The sequence below is a fragment of the Mycobacterium sp. URHB0021 genome, from assembly GCF_054057895.1.
This window is the reverse complement of record NZ_JBSRZT010000002.1, coordinates 3,075,021-3,095,734: the sequence shown is the minus strand read 5'-3', so window position 1 is coordinate 3,095,734 and position 20,714 is coordinate 3,075,021. Positions and strand designations below refer to the sequence as shown.

The window sequence follows — 20,714 nt, the reverse complement described above, 5'->3', positions numbered from 1 at the left end:
GGGGACGATGGCGTGTTCGAAACAAGTAGTCGGTTACTCATGCCGACAACCCACCTCACCATGACAATTACGATATGACGGACGCTAGGACGCCGATCGACAAACTCACCTACGTGCCCTACCAGAAGGACGTGGAACAGGTTCGACCGGACGAGCCGGAGTCGATAAAGAAGATGATCGACTCGCTACTCAAGAATAATGAGCGCGCTTTCAACAAATACCAGCACGCGATCCGCGATGCCCATGCCAAGAGCCACGGCATTCTGTTCGGTGAACTCAGGGTTCATCCGGATCTTCCCGCGCACCTGCGACAGGGCATCTTCGCCGAACCCGGACGGACGTATCCGATCGTCGCGCGTCTTTCCACCACGTCCGGGGCGATTCGCAGCGACCAGGTGCGCGGCGTGCGCGGAATGGGACTCAAGGTCATCGGCGTGACGGGCGACCGGGTGGAGCCGAAGTTTCCGGAGCCGAACCAGGACTTCGTGCTCGTCACCGAGCCGGAGTTTCCGTTCAAGGACGCGCTGGACTATTCGAACGCCGGAATGTTGACCGCGACCGCGCTCTCCTACGCGCCCGATCCGGCGCTGAGAGTGCTCAATACCGTTCTGCACGGGGCGAACCGCCTCCTGAAACTGCTCGGCACTGAGCTTCCGCTGAAACTGCGGGTGTTCGCCGGTGAGAACACCCAGACCCTCGGCATCCCCTTCTACACCGCTGCCCCGATCCGGTTCGGCAAGTACATCGCGAAGCTCAGCGTCACGCCGTCGTCGCCATCGGTCACGGCACTGAAGGGCAAGACGGTGGCCGGCGGCACGGAGGCGCACACGGAGGCGGTCGTCGACTTCTTCAAGAACGACAGTGCGGAATACCTGGTGTCCGCTCAGCTGTGCACCAGTTTGACGGAGATGCCCATCGAGGACGCCAGCAAGCGCTGGCCGGAGGACCTGTCGCCGTATCAGCCGGTCGCCACCATCAGCTATCCCCGCCAGGACCCCTACTCCCCGGAGCGCAGGATTTTCGGCGACGATCGGCTGACGTTCAACTCGTGGCGTGCGATCGTCGAACACCAGCCGCTGGGATCCATCAACCGGCTGAAGAAAGAGGTCTACGAAGCGTCCAGCACCTTCCGGCATCGGATGAACAGCGTGGAAAGACGCGAACCCGGTAGTACCGCCGACCTGCCGGCCTAATACGGTGACTTCAAGATCAGCTACGTCAGGACAGTTAACCGGAAATGAGGACGATGGCGAATTATACTTCAGGGCCATGGCGCACGGCTGGCAGATAGTCGATCGGCCGTCCGAATTCGGGGCGGTGCGGTCGGCGCTGACCGGAAGTGATTGCTGCGGTGTGGTGTTGGTCGGCGCGGCGGGCGTCGGCAAGACCACCCTGGCGCGCGCCGTCACCGGGTCGTTGCGCTCGCAGGTGCACTGGGTGGCGTCGACGGAATCGTCCCGAAGCATTCCGCTGGGCGTTTTCGCGCATCTGGTGCAACCGTCGTCATCGCGCGATCCAACCGCGCTCTTGGCATCAGCACGTGAATCCCTTGTCTCACAAGAGAACACCATCGTCGGAGTGGACGACGCACATCTGCTCGACCTGCTGTCGGCGACGCTTCTCCATCAGATCGCCGTGGACAACGCGGGTCGCATTCTCGCCACGGTGCGGACCGGCGAACCTGTACCTGATGCTGTCACGTCCCTGTGGAAAGACGGCTACCTGAAGCGCTTTGAGCTCCACCCGTTCAGCAAGGCGCAGAGTGTCGCCCTCGTCGAGTCGGTCATCGGCGGAACGCTGGAAGGCTTGTCGGCCGATCTGATGTGGGAGTCCTCGGGCGGAAACCCGTTGTTCTTGCGGCATCTGGTGGAAGGCTCGATCGACGCGGGCACCCTGACCAAGGTCCACGACGTCTGGCAGTTGCGTGGGCCGACGGCGGTTCCGTCGGGTCTGGCCGCGTTGTTGGACAGCAGGCTCGACCAGGCCGGCGAGGACGTCGTCAACGCGCTCAAGCTGCTGGCGCTGTGCGAACCGCTCGACATCGACGCCCTGACCGAACTCGCCGGCGAGGACACCGTCGACAAGGCCGAGATGCGTGGCCTGATCCGGTTCTCCCAAGACGGCCAGGTGCTCAATGCGCGGTTCAGCCACCCCTTGGTCGGCGATGTGGTGCGCAGTCGCGTGGGCAAGGCGGCCGAACGCCGGTTGAAGGGGCGGGTCGTGCAGGTGCTCCAGAGCCGTGAGCTGGATTCCGCGGCCAGCCGAATTCGAATGGCACAGCTTTCGGTCGACAGCGACCGGACCGTCGATACGAATCTCCTCATCGCCGCGGCGAAAGACGCCATGTTCCTGTCGAATCTGCCGCTGGGCGAACGCATCGCCCGCGCCGCGTTCGACCGCGACGGTGGCGTGCAGGCCGGCGAACTGCTGTCGCGGGCGCTGCTGTGGCAAGGCCATCCGGTCGAGGCCGATCAGGTGCTCGCCCGATTCGACCCCGACGGCCTCGACGAGCTGCAACTCGTGCTGTGGGGCATTCCCCGCGTGGGCATCCTGTTCTGGTCGGTGGGCGACATCGCGCGCGCTCATGAGGTCATGGCGTTGCTGCAGGAACGGGTGCAGCATCCGGCGCTGAAGCTCGTGGTCGACGCGTCCAGGGCGATGATGGCCGTGCACGAGAATCAGCTCGAGGAAGGCATCGCACTTGCCGAGGCCGTGCTCGCCGACCCTCGCGCCCCGAAGCAGGCGGTCGAGTCGGCGGCTTTCGCCGCCGGGCTGGCGATGCCGGTCGCGGGCCGCGGCCACGACTTCGAGCCGTATGCCTCCAGGGTCCGCGCCGAGCAGAAATCCACCGACGGCATGATCCGCGTGATGGTGCGCTACTGCGATGGATTGGCACTGACCTACACCGGCGAATTGGATCTGGCCGACCAGCGGGCCGCCGCCTACGCAAGCTTCTCGTCCGCCGGTCAGTTCCTGGCATGGGCGATCGCCAAGATCACCTCAGGACTCGTCGCGACCCATCGCGGCAACTTCCGCGAGGCCATCTCGTCGATCGAGCAGGCGCTCGCGGCGCTGTCCGCGGAAGAACCGCTGCCGTGGCGACTTCCCGCACGACTGTTGCTCGCGAGAGCCTATGCGGCACTGGGAAAGCCGGATGAAGCCGAGCGGGTGCTCGTCGACGCCGCGGAGCACACCGGGCCGCATGTCGCGTTGCACGAACCGCAACGGACACTTGCGAAGGCGTGGGTCGCGGCGGCCCAGGGCATGGAACGGCGCGCCATCGAATTGGCCCTTGCCGCGGCCGACCGCGCGCATGAGACGGCCCAGTACGCCGTCGAGGCGGAGGCGCTGCACCACGCGGCGCGGTTCGGCGACCGCACGGTCGCGGAGCGGCTCGCCGTCGTCAGCGGCAAGGTCCAGGGTCGGGTGGCGGTGATCTTCGCCCAGCACGCCGCGGCGGTCGCCACCGCCGACCCCGCCGCGCTCGATGCCGTCAGCACCGAACTCGAGGCGGCCGGCCTGCTGCTCTCGGCCGCCGATGCCGCCGCACAGGCGGCCCCGCTGCACGACAGTGCGGGCAACCGGCGGGCGAGCATGGAGTCCGCGGCGCGGGCGCTGCGCATCGCCGACGAGTGTGGCGGCGCGTCGACGCCCGCCATCAAGGCCGCCGCACGGCCGCTACCGGTGACCAGCCGGGAACGGGAGATCGCCGAACTCATCGCCGCGGGATTGACGAACAAAGAGATCGCCGAACAGCTGACCCTGTCCATCCGCACCGTCGAGGGCCACGTGTACCGGGCCTGCTTCAAGCTCGGCGTCGCCGACCGCGACGAGCTCGCGAAGCTGATCAGGCGCGAACCACCGCCCCACTGACCCGCCGATCGGCATGGACCACAATGGAGGGCGATGGACCAAGTCGAGAAGCAACAGTCGTTCTACGACGCGGTGGGTGGACATGAGACGTTCCACGCCATCGTGTCGCGGTTTTACCAGCTGGTCCGCGAGGACGAGATCCTGCGCCCCATATACCCCGAGGACGACCTGGACGGCGCCGAGGAGCGCCTGCGGATGTTCCTCGAGCAGTATTGGGGCGGCCCTCGGGTCTACTCCGAACAGCGTGGCCATCCGCGGCTGCGGATGCGGCACGCCCCGTTCCGGATCGGCTACATCGAACGTGACGCCTGGCTGCGCTGCATGCACACCGCCGTCGCCGAGATCGACACTCAGACGCTCGACGCCGAGCACCGACAAGAGCTCCTCGCCTACCTGGAGATGGCCGCACACTCGATGGTGAACTCGCCTTTCTGATGACCGCACACACTTCCGCGCCCTGGTGGTCGCATGCGGTCTTCTACCAGGTCTATCCCCGCTCGTTCCGCGACAGCAACGGCGACGGCGTCGGCGACCTCGACGGGGTGACCGCGAAGCTCGACTATCTGCGGCTGCTCGGCGTCGACGCGATCTGGCTGAACCCCGTGATGGTGTCCCCGATGGCCGACCACGGTTACGACGTGGCCGATCCGCGCGACGTCGATCCGCTGTTCGGCGGGATGGCGGCCCTCGATCGGCTGATCGAGGCGGCCCACGACGTCGACATCAAGGTCACGATGGACCTGGTACCCAACCACACCAGCTCGCGACATCCCTGGTTTCAGGCGGCCCTGGCCTCGAGCCCCGGCAGCGAGCAGCGCGAACGGTACATCTTCCGCGACGGCACCGGTCGCGGCGGCATCAATCCGCCCAATAACTGGGTCTCCATCTTCGGCGGACCGGCGTGGACGCGGATCGTGGAGGCGGACGGCAATCCGGGGCAGTGGTATCTGCACCTGTTCGACGCCGAACAGCCCGACCTCAACTGGGAGAGCCGCGAGGTCTACGACGATCTCGAGAAAACCCTCCGGTTCTGGATCGAGCGCGGCGTCGACGGCTTCCGCATCGACGTCGCACACGGGATGGCGAAGCCGCCGGGGCTTCCCGACATGGAAGTCATCACCGCCGAGGTGCTGCTCGCCGACATGGACAACGATCCGCGGTTCAACCACGAGGGTGTGCACGACATCCACCGGCACATCCGCACCGTTCTCAACGACTACCCGCATGCCGTCGCGATCGGCGAGGTGTGGGTGTATGACAATGAGCAGTTCTCCCGGTACCTGCGGCCCGACGAACTGCACCTCGGTTTCAACTTCCGGCTGCTGCGCGCCCCGTTCGACGCGGAGGACATCCGTGGTGCGATCGAGAACTCGATGGCGGCCGCCGCGCTCGAGAACGCCACGCCGACATGGACGATCGCCAACCACGACGTGGACCGTGAGGCCACCCGCTACGGTGACGGACCCGTCGGTCTCTCGCGCGCGTGGGCGATGGCGCTGGTCATGCTGGCCCTGCCCGGTGCGGTATTCCTCTACAACGGTGAGGAACTCGGCCTGCCGAACGTCGGGCTGCCCGACAAGGCCCTGCGTGACCCGGTGTGGGAACGCTCCGGCCACACCAGAAGAGGACGAGACGCCTGTCGGGTGCCGATACCGTGGTCCGGTGACGAACCGCCGTTCGACTTCTCCGCCAACCCCGACACCTGGCTGCCGATCCCACCGGAATGGGCGAAGCTGACCGTCGAGCAACAACTCGAGGACGACGCATCCACCCTGTCGTTCTATCGCCGCGCGCTCGACTTGCGGTGCAGCCGAGTGGAATTCAGCGGCAGAGCGATCGAGTGGCTTGATGCGCCGGAGGGCGGCCTGGTGTTCAGGCTGAGCAGCGGACTCGTGTGCGCGCTCAATGCGGGGGCTCGCGCGATGCCTCTGCCCGCCGGGGAGTTGCTACTGGCCAGTGCCGAGTTGGCCGGCGGCCAACTCCCATCGGACAGCGCAGCCTGGCTCGTCTGACCGCTTGTCCCTCTGCAGCGAGCGTGCGTGTCTGAGGTCGACACACCGGCCACAAGCACGACCTTGCGCACGCTCGCGGGAGGAATCGTCAGCGGAGCACAAGTGCGGGGTCACCGCGCCTGCGGTAGACCGAGCCGAAGCGGGCGTCGATGCGCAGCCAGGCCGGCATCGCGCGGACGCGGACGATCTCGTCGGCGGCGACGGTCCCGGGATCCAACCCCATGCTCTCCCCGCCATTGACCGACTGCGGCAGGAAACCCATTGCCGTCAAGGCGAATACACAGCGCATCGGGATCCCGACACTGACGTCCGCCGAATGCACTTCCACCACCTCCTGATCAAGCAGCGAGGCGGGCGGACCGTGGGCACTCGAATGCTCTCTCGCCAACGCGACGCCGCGCTGCGCCAGGTCGAGCATGACCCGGGCGGGGACGTCGTCGACGTGGACGAAGCCGGTCTCCGGCGGAAGCGCTCCGCGCCAGGCGGAGTCCATTGCGAACCCGGGCTCGACGAACCCGCCGGTGTCCATCGCGCTGAGGCCCGCCGCGAGGGCGTCGGCGCCTGCCGACAGATCCGTGGGCCGGACCCGCCCAGCGACCACCCGGCTGGCCAACACGTCGAAGCCGGTGGCCACCCAGGCGGCGACCAGGCCACCCTCCCGCTCGCGCAGCCGGATCACCGCGGCGTCGTCGAGCCTCAGCGCTCGCTCGGTGAACGTCGCGAGATCCTCGCGGTGGGTGGCGTTGACGAGCCAGATGCCGCGCTCTGAGTTGGTCATCGCATCCAGCGCCGCAGATACTCTCGTTGTTCCGGTGAGAGCCGCTCCAGGCGTTGTTCGTTGATGTGCACGGCGGCCAGCTGTGTGTCGGCGATCACCGACGGCTTGGCGTCGGTTGCGGCATGCACCGGCCGAACCTCGTAGCCGATGGTGAAGTCGACTGCCCGGACCCGTTTGGACCACATCGTCACCTGCAGTGGCGAATCCATCAGTCGCAGCTGGCCCTTGTAGGAGATGTTCACCTCGGCGATCAGAAGGCCGATCGTGGTGATGGTGGCGCCGAACGGCTCTTTCAGAAACGGAATCCGCGCCTCTTCGAGGATGGTGACCATGGTGGCGTGGTTGACGTGCTGGTACATGTCGATGTCCGACCAGCGCACATGCACGGGCGCCACGAAGCCCGTCACGCAGACGAACCCGTTGCGCTCGTTCGCACCATGCTCCGGATCTGGCGGGCCGCGACCGACAGCGTCGCGAGGTCCTGCAGTTCGTCCTGGTAGATCTCGGTCAGGGTGCGTCGGGCCCGCGCCACCCGGGAGCTGTTCGTCATCTCCCACTCGGCGATCTTCTCCTCGCCGTTCTCCTCCGGCTCGCCGACCCCGAGCACGTCGAAGCACAGCGAGCGCAGCGATCCGTAGATGTCATCGCGAATGGCCAACCGTGCCAACGAATGCCAGCGATCATCCCGGCCGAGCCGCGACACCGCGGTCAGCAGGCCGTCGGTGCCGAGATGGTCCATCAAGGCGAAGTACGTGTCGGCGACCTCGGCCGGTTCCCTTTCCAGGATGTCGGAGATGTCGATGATGTCCAAAAGGCTGTACTGATAGAGACCGTTTGCCACGGTGTATGCGAGGTCTTCGGGCACGCCCTGCGCGCTGAACTCGCCGGCTTCCTTCTCGACGATCGCCTTGTCGTCGCCGCGCAGCCACTCCGACATCCGGGGCGTCAGCGCAGCCAGTTTCTCGGCGAACCGGTTGATCTCGGCGCCGACCGCCAGTGGTTGCGGCCGGTGGTTGAGCAGCCATCGTCCGGCCCGGTCGATCAGGCGCCTCAGGTCCAGCGTCATCCGGTCGGTGACCGCCACCGACACGCCGTTGTCACCGGCCGCGCGGATCTGCCGCCATACCTCCCCGGCCCGGAAGATCGCGTTGACGGCGACGAAGCTGCGCACCGCGTCCACGGGTCCCACGCCGACGTCTTCCGTGATCCGGTAGGCGTAGCTGATTCCCGCGGTGTCGACGAGATCGTTGACCAGCATGGTGGTGACGATCTCCCGGCGCAGCTCGTGTGCGCGGATGTCGGGGGAGAACTGCTCGCGCAGGTTGGCCGGGAAGTAGGACGGTAGCCGCGAGGCGAAGACTTCCTGGTCGGGCAGGTCGCCCGCGAGTAGGTCGTCCTTGAGCGCCAGCTTCACATGCGCCATCAGCGTGGCGAGTTCCGGTGAGGTCAAACCGATCCCGGCGTCGGCGCGCCGCCGGATCTCCTTCTCCGACGGCCACGCTTCCAGTTCGCGGTTGAGCCCGCGGTCGCTGACGAAGTCCTTGATCATCCGGGCGTGTACCGACAGCAGGCTGGCCGCGTTGGCGCGGCTGGTCCCCATCAGATCGTTCTGGTGTTCGTTGTCGATCAGCACCATCCGGCTGACCTCGTCGGTCATCGACAGCAGGAGGTTGGTCCGGTCGCCTGCGCTCACCTTGCCCGCCGTGACGAGCGAGTCGATCAGAATCTTGATGTTCACTTCGTGGTCGGAGCAGTCGACACCTGCGGAGTTGTCCAGGGCGTCGGTATTGATACGGCCTCCGGCCAGGTCGAACTCCACCCGCCCGAGCGACGTCACACCGAGGTTGCCGCCCTCGCCGATCACCTTGACCCGCAACTGATTTCCGTTGACCCGCAGCGGGTCATTGGCCCGGTCCCCCACGTCGGCGTCGGATTCGATCTCCGCCTTGACATAGGTGCCGATGCCGCCGTTGAACAACAGGTCGGCCGGCGCCTTCAGGATCGCCTTCATCAGGCTCGGCGGCGTCATCTCTTCGCAGTCTTCCTCGATCCCCAGCGCCGCGCGCGCCTGCGGGCTGATCGGGATCGACTTCTGCTCCCGGCTGTACACACCGCCGCCCTCGCTGATCAGCGAGCGGTCGTAGTCCTCCCAACTGGACCGCGGCAGATCGAAGAGTCGCTTGCGTTCGTCCCACGATGAGGCGGCGACCGGATCGGGGTCGATGAAGATGTGCCGGTGGTCGAAGGCGGCGAGCAATCGGATGTGCGGCGACAGCAGCATCCCGTTGCCGAACACGTCACCGCTCATGTCGCCGACGCCGACGACCGTGAAGTCCTGTGACTGGGTATCGACACCCATCTCGCGGAAGTGGCGCTTGACCGCCTCCCACGCACCCTTCGCCGTGATGGCCATGGCCTTGTGGTCGTAGCCCACAGAACCACCCGAGGCGAACGCATCGCCCAGCCAGAATCCGTAGGACTGTGCGACGTCGTTGGCGATGTCGGAGAAGGTCGCGGTGCCCTTGTCGGCGGCCACCACGAGATAGGCGTCATCGCCGTCGCGGCGGACCACGCCCGTCGGAGGCAGGACGTCACCGGTCGCCTTGTCGACGTTGTCGGTGACGTCGAGCAGGCCGGCGATGAAGAGGCGATAGCAGGCGACGCCCTCGGTGCGGGTGGCGTCGCGGTCGGTCGCCGGGTCGCCGGTTGCCAACGGGGGATTCTTGACGACAAACCCCCCCTTGGCGCCCACCGGGACGATGACGGCGTTCTTCACCGCCTGCGCCTTGACCAGGCCGAGAATCTCGGTGCGGAAGTCCTCCTTGCGGTCCGACCAGCGCAGGCCACCGCGGGCCACGTACCCGAATCGCAGGTGGACGCCTTCGACGCGCGGCGAGTAGACGAAGATCTCGAACTTCGGCCGCGGCAGCGGAAGTTCGTTGATCAGCCCCGGGTTGAGTTTGAACGACAGCACATTCTGCTGCCGGGCCGAATCCGACCGCGTGACGAAGTAGTTCGTGCGCAGCGTGGCCTCGATCATCGAGGCGAACGCCCGCAGCACCCGGTCAGTGTCCAGGCTCACCAGCGCGTCGATGTCGGCGGAGACAGCGGCCGCAGCGGTCTGGGCGTCGGGGCGACTCGGTTCGTCCGACAGCGCGAAGATCGCCTCGAAGAGCTGGATCAGCGACCGCGCGGTTTTCGCATTGTCGTTGATCACGGTCTCGATGTGGGACTGGCTGTACGGAAAACCCGCCTGCCGAAGATACTTCGCATAACTGCGGAGTACCGCGACCTGCTGCCAGGTGAGCCCGGCGCGCAGCACCAACTCGTTGAACCGGTCGATCTCGGCACGGCCGTGCCAGATGGCGGTCACCGCGTCGGCGAATCGCTGCGCGGTGGCATCGCGTTCGGGCCCTGGCGGTGCTTCGGGGATGGAGCGGTGCGGTGAGATCTTGAACTGGTAGATCCACACCGGCAGGCCGTCGGGCCGCGACACCGTGAACGGTCGCTCCTCGAGCACCACCACGCCCATGGACTGCAACATCGGTAGGAGGTGGCTCAGCGACGCCGATTGCCCACCGAGGTACCAGGTGAGCTGGGCCTCGTTGCGTTCATCGCTGTCACCGAGGACCAGTTTGACCGAATTGTCCTGCAGCTCTTCGATGATCGCGATGTCGTGGATCGCGGCCTCCGGCGGGACAGCCTGTTTGTACACCTCGGGGAATGCGGTGGCGTAGTGCTCGGCCTTGGCCTGCTCGATCGAACCCGTCTTGACGGCTCCCAGCAGCCGATCACCCCACGTCCGGGCCGCCTCGGTGAGCAGGTTCTGAATGCGGGACTCGTTCTCGAGCGAGACGTTCACATCCTGCGGGCGCGAGCCCTCCGGCAGCCGAACCGTGAAATGCACCACTGCCCAAGGCGACTCGCTGACCCGCGCGGCGTAGTCGATGCTGACCCCGCCCAGCTCACGGACCAGGATCTCCTGCATCTCCAGCCGAACCGCCGTGGTGTAGCGGTCGCGCGGCAGGTACACCAGGCACGACACGAAGTGCGCGAGTTGATCGGCGCGCAGGAACAACAGCGTGCGGCGCCGCGAGCCGAGATCGACGACGGCCATGGCCATGTCGAGCAGTGCCCTGGCGCTGAGTGCGAACAACTCGGACCGCGGGATGGTCTGGATGATGTCGAGCACCAGCTGACCGGGGTGGCTGGGATCGCGTGCGGCCATCGCGATCGCGTCGTTGACACGACCGCAGATCAACGGGATCTCGAGCACGTTGGCGTTCATCGCGGCGACGGTGAACAACCCGACGAACCGGTGCTCGATCGCGGTATCGCCGGCCTGCTCCCGGACCACCACGATGTAGGGATAGGCGCCGTAGCGCAGGAAGCTCGGAATGGTGGCCTGCGCCAACACCAGGAGATCATCCTTGGACGTTAGCTGCGGCAGCACGTCCTGGCGCAGTCGCAGCACACCGAGGCGACTCGCCGGATCCACCGACGACTGGCCGTCGTGCACCGGGCAGCGTTGGTAGCCCAGCAGCACGAAATGCCCGTCGGCCAGCCACCGCAACAGCGCGGCGACATCCTTGCGTTCGGGACCCGGGAAGCGTCCGGGCTCACTGTCGAGTTCGGCGGCCAGACCGCGCAGCATGGCGGCCATCGCCGTGGAGTCGAGCGCCACCTGGCGCGCGTCGGCAAGGACGCTCGGCAACAATCGCGTCGTGTTCGCGATCGCCTCGTTGTCGACGGAGCCACCGAGCTGGACGTGGATCCACGTCTCGTCGATGCCGTCCCGGAACGCGGCGTCGGAGGCGGGCTCGATCTCCAGCAACTCTCCGGTCGGTCCCCGGCGCACCCGGAACGTCGGGTTCATGATCGCGAGGTACGCGACGCCGAGACGGTGGAGCAGCACTGTGACCGAGTCCATCAGCATCGACCCGCTCTCGGTCACGATCTGCAGGGCTGGACCGAAACCGCCCGGATCGTCTTCTGCGTAGACCGCCACCAGGGTCTCGCCCGGTGCCCGTCGAACGCCCAGCCGATGGTGGGCCTCGAGCAGGGCCGGCGATACCAGCCGACCCAGATCGGTGCGCTGGACCGGACCGGTGACCGCGGCATCCGCGCCGGGCGCATCGCCGTGCGGTCCGCGATAGGTCGCCATGTAGGCGCGTGCGAGCCGTTGGAGGACATCGGACGAGAGCCCACCCCGGGCGCCGTTACCGGTCCGCACGGTATGGATTCCCGAGCCCCGTCGCTCCAGCCCTCCGGATGCCCCGGGATTCATCGACATGCGACTCTCCTGACCTCATGCCCGCATACCGCCGCTGGTACGCAGGAGCGACATTAGTCGCGTGTCAGCCGGCGGTGGGTCACCCTGTGCGGACGGGCTGCATCGGCGCCGAGCCGCTCCAGCTTGTTCTCCTCGTAGCCGCCGAAGTTACCCTCGAACCAGAACCACTTGGCCTCATTGTCGTCGTCGCCCTCCCACGCCAGGATGTGCGTGCACGTCCGGTCGAGGAACCACCGGTCGTGGGAGATGACCACGGCGCAGCCGGGGAACTGCTGGAGCGCATTCTCGAGCGAGCTGAGGGTCTCGACGTCCAGATCGTTGGTGGGCTCGTCGAGCAATATCAGGTTGCCGCCCTCTTTCAGGGTCAGAGCGAGATTCAGCCGGTTGCGTTCGCCGCCGGACAGCACGCCCGCGGGCTTCTGCTGGTCGGGACCCTTGAAGCCGAACGCCGAGACGTAGGCGCGCGACGGTACCTCGTTCTGGCCGACCTCGATGTAGTCGAGTCCGTCGGAGACGACCTCCCACACGTTCTTCTTCGGGTCGATGCCGCCGCGGTTCTGGTCGACATAGCTCAGCTTGACGGTGTCGCCGACCTTCACCGTGCCGCTGTCGGGCTCCTCGAGGCCGACGATCGTCTTGAACAACGTGGTCTTGCCGACGCCGTTCGGTCCGATGACGCCGACGATGCCGTTGCGCGGCAGCGTGAAGGACAGATCCTTGATCAGGATGCGCCCGTCGAAGCCCTTGTCGAGGTGTTCGACCTCGACCACGACGTTGCCCAGTCGCGGACCAGTCGGGATCTGGATCTCCTCGAAGTCGAGCTTGCGGGTCTTCTCCGCCTCGGCGACCATCTCGTCGTACCGACCGAGCCGGGCCTTGTTCTTGGCCTGCCTCGCCTTGGCGCCGGAGCGGACCCAGGCCAATTCCTCGGTCAACCGCTTGTGCAGCTTGGCGTCCTTACGGCCCTGAACCGCGATACGCTCGGCCTTCTTCTCCAGGTACGTCGAGTAGTTCCCCTCGTAGGGGTAGGCCCGGCCGCGGTCGAGCTCGAGTATCCACTCGGCGACGTTGTCGAGGAAGTACCGGTCGTGAGTGACGGCCAGGATCGCGCCCTTGTAGTCGGCCAGGTGCTTCTCCAGCCACAGCACGCTCTCGGCGTCGAGGTGGTTGGTCGGCTCGTCGAGCAGCAGCAGATCGGGTTCGGAGAGCAGCAGCTTGCACAGCGCCACGCGGCGCTTCTCGCCACCAGAGAGGTGGGTGACGGGCTCGTCGGCCGGCGGGCAGCGCAGCGCATCCATCGCCTGCTCGAGTTTCGAGTCGAGGTCCCAGGCGTCCGCCGCGTCCAACTCCTCCTGCAGCTGACCCATTTCCTCCATCAGCTCGTCGGTGTAGTCGGTGGCCATCAATTCGGCGACCTCGTTGTACCGATTGAGCTTCGCCTTGATCGGAACACCGTCCTCGACATTCTCGCGGACGGTCTTCTCCTCGTCGAGCTGCGGCTCCTGCATCAGGATGCCGACCGTGGCGCCGGGGGAAATGAACGCGTCGCCGTTGTTGGGAATGTCCAGACCGGCCATGATCCGCAAGACGCTCGACTTGCCCGCCCCGTTGGGGCCGACGACGCCGATCTTCGCGCCCGGAAGGAAGTTCAGCGTGACGTCGTCAAGGATGACCTTGTCGCCGTGCGCCTTGCGGACCTTCCGCATCGTGTAGATGAATTCGGCCATGCCGTGTGGTTGCCTTTCCGATGAATTGCGAGTCTGCGGTATCGCTCGCGGACCATCCTAGGCGTGGCCGGCGCTGGCGCAGCCGACGGAGTGTCTACCGCCAGCTATGCCGACAGCGGCAGCGCAGCGTCTCCGCTCACGGAGTCCGCCTCACCGGCATCATCCCCGTCCTCGACATTCTCGATGTCCCCGGAAGCGGACTGGTCACCGCCGGTATCGGCAGCATCGTCGCTGCTCGAGTCGGGGTGCCGCCGCTTCTCGATGCGAGCGATGCATCTGGCCAAATCCGGCCCCACCGAGGTGGCCCGCAGTTCCACCGACGAACGACGAACGCCCTCGCGGTCCTCGTACTCGCTGGTGTACACGTATCCAACAACGATGACCGCGTCGCCCTTCCCGAGCGCGGCCCCCACCCCGGTGACCAGCCGGCCCCAGCAGTTCACCGTGAGGAACAGCGAGTTGCCGGGCTCCCAGCTTCCCTCGGCGGTGCGCCGCCGCGAGTTGCTCGCGACCCGGAATTTGATGAGCTCCTGGTCGCCGACGCGCTTGCGGTCGGGTTTGGTGACGATGGTGCCGACCACGGTGACGGGTGTCTCGAACATGGTGATTCCTTCCGTTTCCTTCGCTGCGACGGGCCGGGCAGTCGACCCGCCCGTCGTGACACCCCCATTGACTCCGCCCGCGCCGACACGGAACCCGGACCGCAGGGCCTGCGTACCGCTTCCCTGTGAATGAATCGAGCACTGTGGATCGCGGGCCCTTAGGTTGATCGGCATGACGGTATGGATCAGCGGCAGGCCCCAACCGGAGGTGGCGGCCGAACTGGCGCGGAGCCGAGAGGCAGCGGGCGCCCTGGCGGGCGTTCGGCTGGCGGTCAAGGACAACGTCGACGTCGCCGGGCTGCCGACGACGGCCGCCTGCCCGGAGTTCGCCTACCGTCCCGGGCGCGATGCCGCCGTGGTCGCGGCGCTGCGGGCCGCGGGCGCAGTCGTGGTCGGCAAGACCAACCTCGACCAGTTCGCGACGGGTCTGGTGGGCACCCGATCGCCGTACGGCGCGGTGCTCGACAGCCGCAGGCCCGAATTCATCAGCGGTGGGTCCAGCTCGGGGTCGGCCGTCGCGGTGGCCACCGGCGAGGCCGACATCGCGATCGGCACGGACACCGCCGGATCGGGGCGCATCCCGGCGGGATTGCAGGGCATTGTCGGCGTCAAGGCCACCGTCGGCGTCGTCGCGACCGACGGGGTGGTTCCGGCGTGTGAATCTTATGACTGCGTAACGATTTTCGCTCCGGACATCGACCTCGCGAACCGCGCGATGCGCGTGATGGCCGGCGCAGGGGATCGTGCGTGGCCATCCGACGTCCGATTGGCCGCGCCGCCCAACCCGGTGGTCGCGGTGCCCGCGGACCTTCCCGGCCTCGACGACGATTGGCGCGCCGGGTTCGATCGCGCCGTATCCACGCTGACCGATGCCGGTGCCCGCGTCATCACGGTCGACTTCGAGCCGTTCCTGGCCGCGGCGACGCTCCTGTACGACGGCGCGCTGGTCAGCGAAAGATATGCAGCGGTGGGTGAATTCATCGATGCACATCCGGACGCGTCACTCGACCCGACGGTGGCACGCATCATCGCTGCGGCCCGCGACATTCCGGCGCATCGACTCGTCCGCGATCGGCGGGAGGTGGACCGTCTCCGTCGCGTCGCCATGGCCGCACTCGACGGCGTCGACGCCGTGATGGTGCCGACGGCGCCGATGCACCCGCGCATCGCGGACGTCGCCGCCGACCCCGTCGGAGTCAACTCCCGCATGGGGACGTACACCAACTTCTGCAACCTGTTCGACATGTGCGCGATCGCGGTTCCGGCGGGCACCGCAGGCGCGTCGCAGTTCGGAATCACCGTGCTGGCACGCGCTTTCCAGGATGCGGTTGCCGTCGACATCGCCGCCCTGGCTTCGGGTCTCCAAGCGCCGGCCGATGTGTGGCCAATCGCCGCGGCGGGCGCGGTCGAGCTGATCGTTTTCGGCGCCCACCTGCGCGGCGGTGTGCTCGCCCATCAACTCACCGATCTGGGCGCCCGGTGGGCGGGCGAGATGAAGACGGCCCCCCGCTATCAGATGTCGGTACTGCCGACCACGCCCGCCAAACCCGCGGTGACCCGGACGGCGGACGGCGCCGCGGGTACGGCCCTGTCGGGGCACCGGTGGCTGTTGTCGCCCGCCGCGCTCGGCCGTTTCCTGGCCGCTCTACCTGCACCGATGCAGCTCGGGAAGGTCGAATTCGACGACGGCACATGGCGAACCGCGTTCGGCTGCGATGCCGCGGCCGCCACCGGACCGGATATCAGCTCGTACGGCAGCTGGCCGGCGGCCATCGCCGCGGGCGCCGTCAGTTAGCCCCGCGGGCGGGGGCGGCGGGCGGCGAACGACGACTTCGGCCACTCAGCCCGACTGGCGATCGCGGCGGGCCATTTCGGCGAGCATCGCGTTGTATGCGGTCAGATCCGCGTTGTCGTCACGGTCGGCGGCCCTGTCGAGTCGCTTCGCGGTGCGCTGATCGCTGCGCCGCCATTGGATCAGCAGCGCGATCATCACCACCACGAGCGGAATTTCGCCTGCCGCCCAGGCAATTCCACCACCCAACCGTTGATCGCCGAGCAGATCGGTGTGCCAGTAGAGGTTCAGCGATTTGTAGAAGCTCTCCCCCATCACGCTCTCGGTGCCCATCAGCACGACACCGAAGAATGCGTGCAGCGGCAGAGACGCGAACACCATGGCCACCTTGCCCAGCGGCGGCAGCGGGCGCGGCGTCGGATCGATCCCGATGACCACCCAGTAGAACAGGTAGCCCGTCACCAAAAAGTGCACGTTCATCGCGAGATGTCCGGCGTGGCTGTCCACCGCCGCGTCGAAGATGCCGCCGAAGTACAGGCCGTAGAAGCCGGCGATGAACAGAACCGTCGCGATGATCGGATTGGTCAGGAACCGCGAGACGCGTGAGTGCAGTGCGGCGAGCAGCCACTCCCGCGCCCCGGGCGGGTCGTTGCGGCCGGCGGCGGGCAACGCGCGCAACGCCAGCGTGACCGGGGCGCCGAGCACGAGAAGAATCGGGGTCAGCATCGACAGCAGCATGTGCGCCGCCATGTGCATGCTGAACATCGCCGGCATGTAACGGCCGATACCCGACGACGTCGTGAACAACAGCACGAGACAGCCTGATATCCACGCCACGATCCGACCCGTCGGCCACGCATCACCGCGCTGCCGTAGTCGCCGCACGGCGAACAGATAGACGGCCGCGAACACGATGGCGGCGGTCCCGAAGACCAGATCGAAGCGCCAGTCGAAAAGCACGCGGGCCAGCGTGGGCGGCCCTGCGAAGTCGTAGCCGATCTCGACCGCGGGGATGGACGGATTGAACACGGGCGGCGGAGGTGGCGGGGTCCTGCCCAGCGCGACCGCGATGCCGAACGTCAGCCCGAAGACCGCCGCCTCCACGAGCGCCAGCCTGATCAGCGGACCGCGCGCCTCCGGGTCCGACCGCAACGCCGCGACGCCGCGGCGTCGTTGACGCCAGCCGATGACGCCCAACACACACAGCGCCGTCGCTTTGGCGACGATCAGCCAGCCGTAGCCGGTGCTGAACAGGTCTGCGGGCCGGATGCGCACCAGGGCATTGATCACACCGCTGAGCGCCATCGCCACGAAGCACCAGAGCGCCACACCGGAGAACCGTCGGGCGGCGAGGTCGGCGTGCTCGCCGCCCCGAAGGGCGTGGACGAGCAGCGCCAGCAGTCCGCCGGCCCACAGCGCGGCGCCGCCGAGGTGGATGAGGAGGCTGTTGGTGGCCATGTCGTGGGAGCCGCCGGTGGACGAGTGCCCGGTCAGCGCGAGCGGGACCAGCGTGATGAGCGACCCTGCGAAGATCGGCGGCGTCCACGACCACCGCAACACCGGGATGCTCGCGATGGTGACGAACGCGGCCAGCAGCGCCGTCCACCGCCACGCGCCCGCGGTTTCGACCAGGCTCGCCACCGACCAGATGGCCTCGGGGCTCAGCCGCGCCGCGACCGGTTGGCCCGTGACGTCGGACACGGTCAGCGGCACCAGGAGGACGGCGCAGACCGTCCAGACTCCGGAGGCCGTGGTCCCGCACCGCAGCGCACGGTAGCCCGCCGCGTCGAGTACACCGTTGGTCTGCGGCGGGACCAGGAAGGCGGCGAACATGAAGCAGCCGACAGCCAGCACCGCGGCGACCTCGCCGGCCGCGCGGACGAACGGCAGCCCATAGGTGGTCACCGGTCCGGGATCCGGGAGCCCGGTCGCGGTCAGTGCGTCGGCCAGCGACAGCCCGCCCAGGCTTGCCGCGGTCGCCCCCGCCAGGACGCCGATGCCGAGCAGCACCGGCCACACGGGGACGCTGCGCACGCGGGACGCTACGGTGGTCATCTGTCCAGCGTATGGCGCGACCCTGGGTCGGCTTGCAGGTGTCAGGCGGAACGCGGCGCCATCCCGTTGGGGTGACACCCGGTGGGGTGCGGAAGTGGGTGCCGCAGCCAGTCCAGCGCCCCGACCTCACTATGGGCTATAACGACGATTCGCGGCGCATGATTCGCCGGCCGACCTCGCGTTCGTTGAACTGTGCCTGGGAGAACTGCTCGACCTTGTCCATGTCGCGCAGGATTGCACTGAGTTCGTCGCGGAACTGCGTGCGGCGTTCCTGCAGATCCGCCCCGGGCTCGAGCAGGTGCTGATCGGCGACGACCTGGCGTGCCGTCGCAAAGAGCAACGCCGATACGGACTCGTTGCTGTGCATCCGATCCTGAGCGACGTACTGCCTGCCGAGGCCCATCGCCTTATTGGTCAGGTCCTTCTCATTGATCTCGACGGGCGCATCGCGCAACACATCGGCCACGATCTCGTAGGCCTCAAAGAACGGCCGGAGCATGGCGCCGGCGATCAGCGGCCGCTTGGCACGGAGGAGCATGTCGATCTCACCCGCGGAGACGTGAGCTTCCCAATCATCTTGCCAGGACATCTCTTCGGCGACGTGCTCGCGGAATGCCGCCGAATCGGCGAAGTAGAAGTCGAACTTGAGCAGGTCCCGCAGCCGCATCACTTGCGACCAAAACGCTTCCAGGCGTTCGGATTCCGCCCGCTCGGCATATGCGAGCGCCAACTCGACAAGCGACGTCTCCAGGAAGGCGTCGATGAGCGTATTGCGGTAGAAGGCTGCCTCGTGTTCGTCCTCGGGCGCGATGAACCACACCGTCTCCCGCCCGCCGTCGACCCGGGTGACCGGATGGCGATTGGACATCGCGTCGACCGCGGCCTTGACGCCGTCGGAAGTACGGAGCCGTAACGCGCTGTTGGTGACCGGGGTCTGCTTGCGCTCCAGGTAGTCCAGCGAGTCCTGCAGTGTGTGATGCAACTGGTCCAGCGTCAACGCCCTGCCGCGGGTCGCGAGCAGCAGGGCGGACACCAGCGCCGTCGCGTTCACCGGGGTGACCCGCAGAATGCGGAAGGCCACCTCGAAGGCCATCTTCTGCATCGCCAGACGCTTGGCGGCCGCGTCGTTGGCGATCGGTCCGTGCGGTTCACCGAGATATTCGCGCATCGATACGGCTTCGGGGAAGCGCACGTAGATCTTGCCGTAGTTGCGCTCGCCCTGCGCCTTGATGAAGTTGTACATCCAGGACAGGCCCTCGGGGGTCTTCTCGCCGCCGCGCGCGTAAGCCGCATACTCGGCCGTCTCATGGAGTTGGTCGAAGCTGATCGACACCGGCTGCAGGAGAATGTCGTCGCTGCGGCCGTCGAGGTAGGCGTCGGCGACATAGGAGAGCAGCCCGAGCTTGGGCGGCAACATCTTTCCGGTTCGAGACCGGGTGCCCTCGATCGACCAGCTGAGGTTGAAGCGCTTTTCGACGATGTAGCCGACGAACTGCCGCAGCACATATTTGTACAGCGGGTCGTCGAGCGTGCGGCGGATGAAGATGACACCGGAGTGGCGCATCAGCGGGCCCATGAACCCGAACGAGAGGTTGATGCCGGCGAAGGTGTGCACGGGTGGCAGGCGGTTCTCCCGCATGGCCACCGGCACGATCACACCGTCGAGGTACGACCGGTGCGAGAACAACAGCACCGCCGGATGCGTTTCCAGGGCGCGCCGCATCGCCTCGACTTCGGTGCGGTCGTAGTCGATGTTCGGGTCGAATCCCCTGCTGAAGATGGCCCGGCCCAACGACGGGATGAGGTCGACCGAGAAGCGGCTCCACCCCGTGGCCAGTTCGTCGAGCATGCCGCCGGCTTTGTCGATGGTGGCGCCGGGAATTTCCTCCAAGCCCTCGCGGAACCGTGCCGACGCCAACATCTCGGGTTTGATCAATCGGGGCGACTTGTATTCGGGTCCGAGCAGGCGCAGTTCGACGCGTTCGATCGCCAGGATGGCGCGCCGGATCACGAAACGCGCGAACTCCCTCGGATTTTCGGCGACGGTAGTGTCGCTCCACTGCTGGCGCAGTTCGGATACCTTTGCGGGCTCTCCGGCCACCACACGAGCGCGCGAGGGGTCTTTGCGCAGGATGCGGCGCTGCAGCGTGTGCGGCGGCCGGTAGGTGTCCCGCCCCGAGAGCAGCGCCACCACCTTGGACCGCGTCGGCAGCCCGCCGGGCACCCAGAACACCCGAACGGGTACGACGGATCTGTCCTCATCGGCTTCGAGAAGTTCGACGAGCCGGGCCAGCACGGCGGGTTGCGGGTCGTCGTCGACGGGCAGTTGCAGCACCTCGACATGCGTGTCGGGATGCTCCCGGCGCTGATGGTCCAGCCAGTCGTTGAGCAATTCCTGCTCCGCCGGAGCCGAGAACGACGCCAGCACCAGGGTGTCGTCATCGGTGGTGAAGGTGGCGAAGTAGTCGGCGGGGACTTTCACGGACGGCCCTTCGCGCCGGTCCCTTGGCTCGCACCGGCGGAGCTGTCAGCGCTGTTCGCTGAATTGTCAACCGCCTTCGGAGTCGATGTGATAGCAGCAC

At 67.0% G+C, this 20,714-nt stretch carries 12 protein-coding genes; 5 read left to right on the top strand and 7 right to left on the bottom strand.

What is annotated here, in order from left to right; all coding sequences use genetic code 11:
* Positions 1 to 74: 74 nt before the first annotated feature.
* From ACVWWN_RS17400 to ACVWWN_RS17385, 4 genes are all read left to right on the top strand, one after another.
* Positions 75 to 1,193 carry a catalase family protein gene (locus ACVWWN_RS17400; RefSeq protein WP_457144973.1) on the top strand — a complete coding sequence of 373 codons (1,119 nt, stop codon included), beginning with the start codon at positions 75 to 77 and terminating at the stop codon, positions 1,191 to 1,193.
* A 76-nt stretch (positions 1,194 to 1,269) separates the two neighbouring features.
* A complete protein-coding gene (locus ACVWWN_RS17395) occupies positions 1,270 to 3,873 on the top strand; it encodes a LuxR C-terminal-related transcriptional regulator (protein ID WP_457144972.1) in 2,604 nt (867 codons plus the stop codon).
* A 33-nt stretch (positions 3,874 to 3,906) separates the two neighbouring features.
* Complete coding sequence (locus tag ACVWWN_RS17390; protein ID WP_457144971.1) at positions 3,907 to 4,308, top strand: globin; 402 nt, start codon at positions 3,907 to 3,909, stop codon at positions 4,306 to 4,308.
* Entirely contained in the window at positions 4,308 to 5,885 is a 1,578-nt protein-coding gene (locus tag ACVWWN_RS17385) for a glycoside hydrolase family 13 protein (protein WP_457144970.1), read from the top strand. Before ACVWWN_RS17390 ends, ACVWWN_RS17385 begins: the two co-directional genes overlap by 1 nt.
* A gap of 88 nt (positions 5,886 to 5,973) precedes the next feature.
* On the opposite strand, the gene ACVWWN_RS17380 is transcribed toward ACVWWN_RS17385, so the two are convergent.
* From ACVWWN_RS17380 to ACVWWN_RS17360, 5 genes are all read right to left on the bottom strand, one after another.
* Entirely contained in the window at positions 5,974 to 6,663 is a 690-nt protein-coding gene (locus tag ACVWWN_RS17380) for a hypothetical protein (RefSeq protein ID WP_457144969.1), read from the bottom strand.
* Positions 6,660 to 7,022, bottom strand: a complete 363-nt coding sequence (locus ACVWWN_RS17375) for an acyl-CoA thioesterase (RefSeq protein WP_457149168.1) — start codon at positions 7,020 to 7,022, stop codon at positions 6,660 to 6,662. The genes ACVWWN_RS17380 and ACVWWN_RS17375 overlap by 4 nt, the downstream gene beginning before the upstream one ends.
* A gap of 44 nt (positions 7,023 to 7,066) precedes the next feature.
* Positions 7,067 to 11,956, bottom strand: a complete 4,890-nt coding sequence (locus ACVWWN_RS17370; protein WP_457144968.1) for an NAD-glutamate dehydrogenase — start codon at positions 11,954 to 11,956, stop codon at positions 7,067 to 7,069.
* A gap of 53 nt (positions 11,957 to 12,009) precedes the next feature.
* Positions 12,010 to 13,683: an energy-dependent translational throttle protein EttA gene (gene ettA / locus ACVWWN_RS17365; RefSeq protein ID WP_457144967.1), complete on the bottom strand. Its 1,674-nt coding sequence runs from the start codon at positions 13,681 to 13,683 to the stop codon at positions 12,010 to 12,012.
* Between the two features lie 104 nt (positions 13,684 to 13,787).
* Positions 13,788 to 14,285 (bottom strand): single-stranded DNA-binding protein, encoded by a 498-nt coding sequence (locus tag ACVWWN_RS17360; RefSeq protein WP_457144966.1) that lies wholly within the window; start codon positions 14,283 to 14,285, stop codon positions 13,788 to 13,790.
* A gap of 172 nt (positions 14,286 to 14,457) precedes the next feature.
* Here ACVWWN_RS17360 and atzF point away from each other — a divergent pair, with 172 nt between their 5' ends.
* Positions 14,458 to 16,080: an allophanate hydrolase gene (atzF, locus tag ACVWWN_RS17355; RefSeq protein WP_457144965.1), complete on the top strand. Its 1,623-nt coding sequence runs from the start codon at positions 14,458 to 14,460 to the stop codon at positions 16,078 to 16,080.
* A 45-nt stretch (positions 16,081 to 16,125) separates the two neighbouring features.
* Here the strand turns inward: atzF and ACVWWN_RS17350 are convergent, their stop codons facing one another.
* Together ACVWWN_RS17350 and ACVWWN_RS17345 are read right to left on the bottom strand one after the other, a co-directional pair.
* Entirely contained in the window at positions 16,126 to 18,132 is a 2,007-nt protein-coding gene (locus ACVWWN_RS17350; RefSeq protein ID WP_457144964.1) for a cytochrome c oxidase assembly protein, read from the bottom strand.
* Positions 18,133 to 18,268: 136 nt separating this feature from the next.
* Entirely contained in the window at positions 18,269 to 20,614 is a 2,346-nt protein-coding gene (locus tag ACVWWN_RS17345; RefSeq protein WP_457144963.1) for a glycerol-3-phosphate 1-O-acyltransferase, read from the bottom strand.
* Positions 20,615 to 20,714 lie beyond the last annotated feature (100 nt).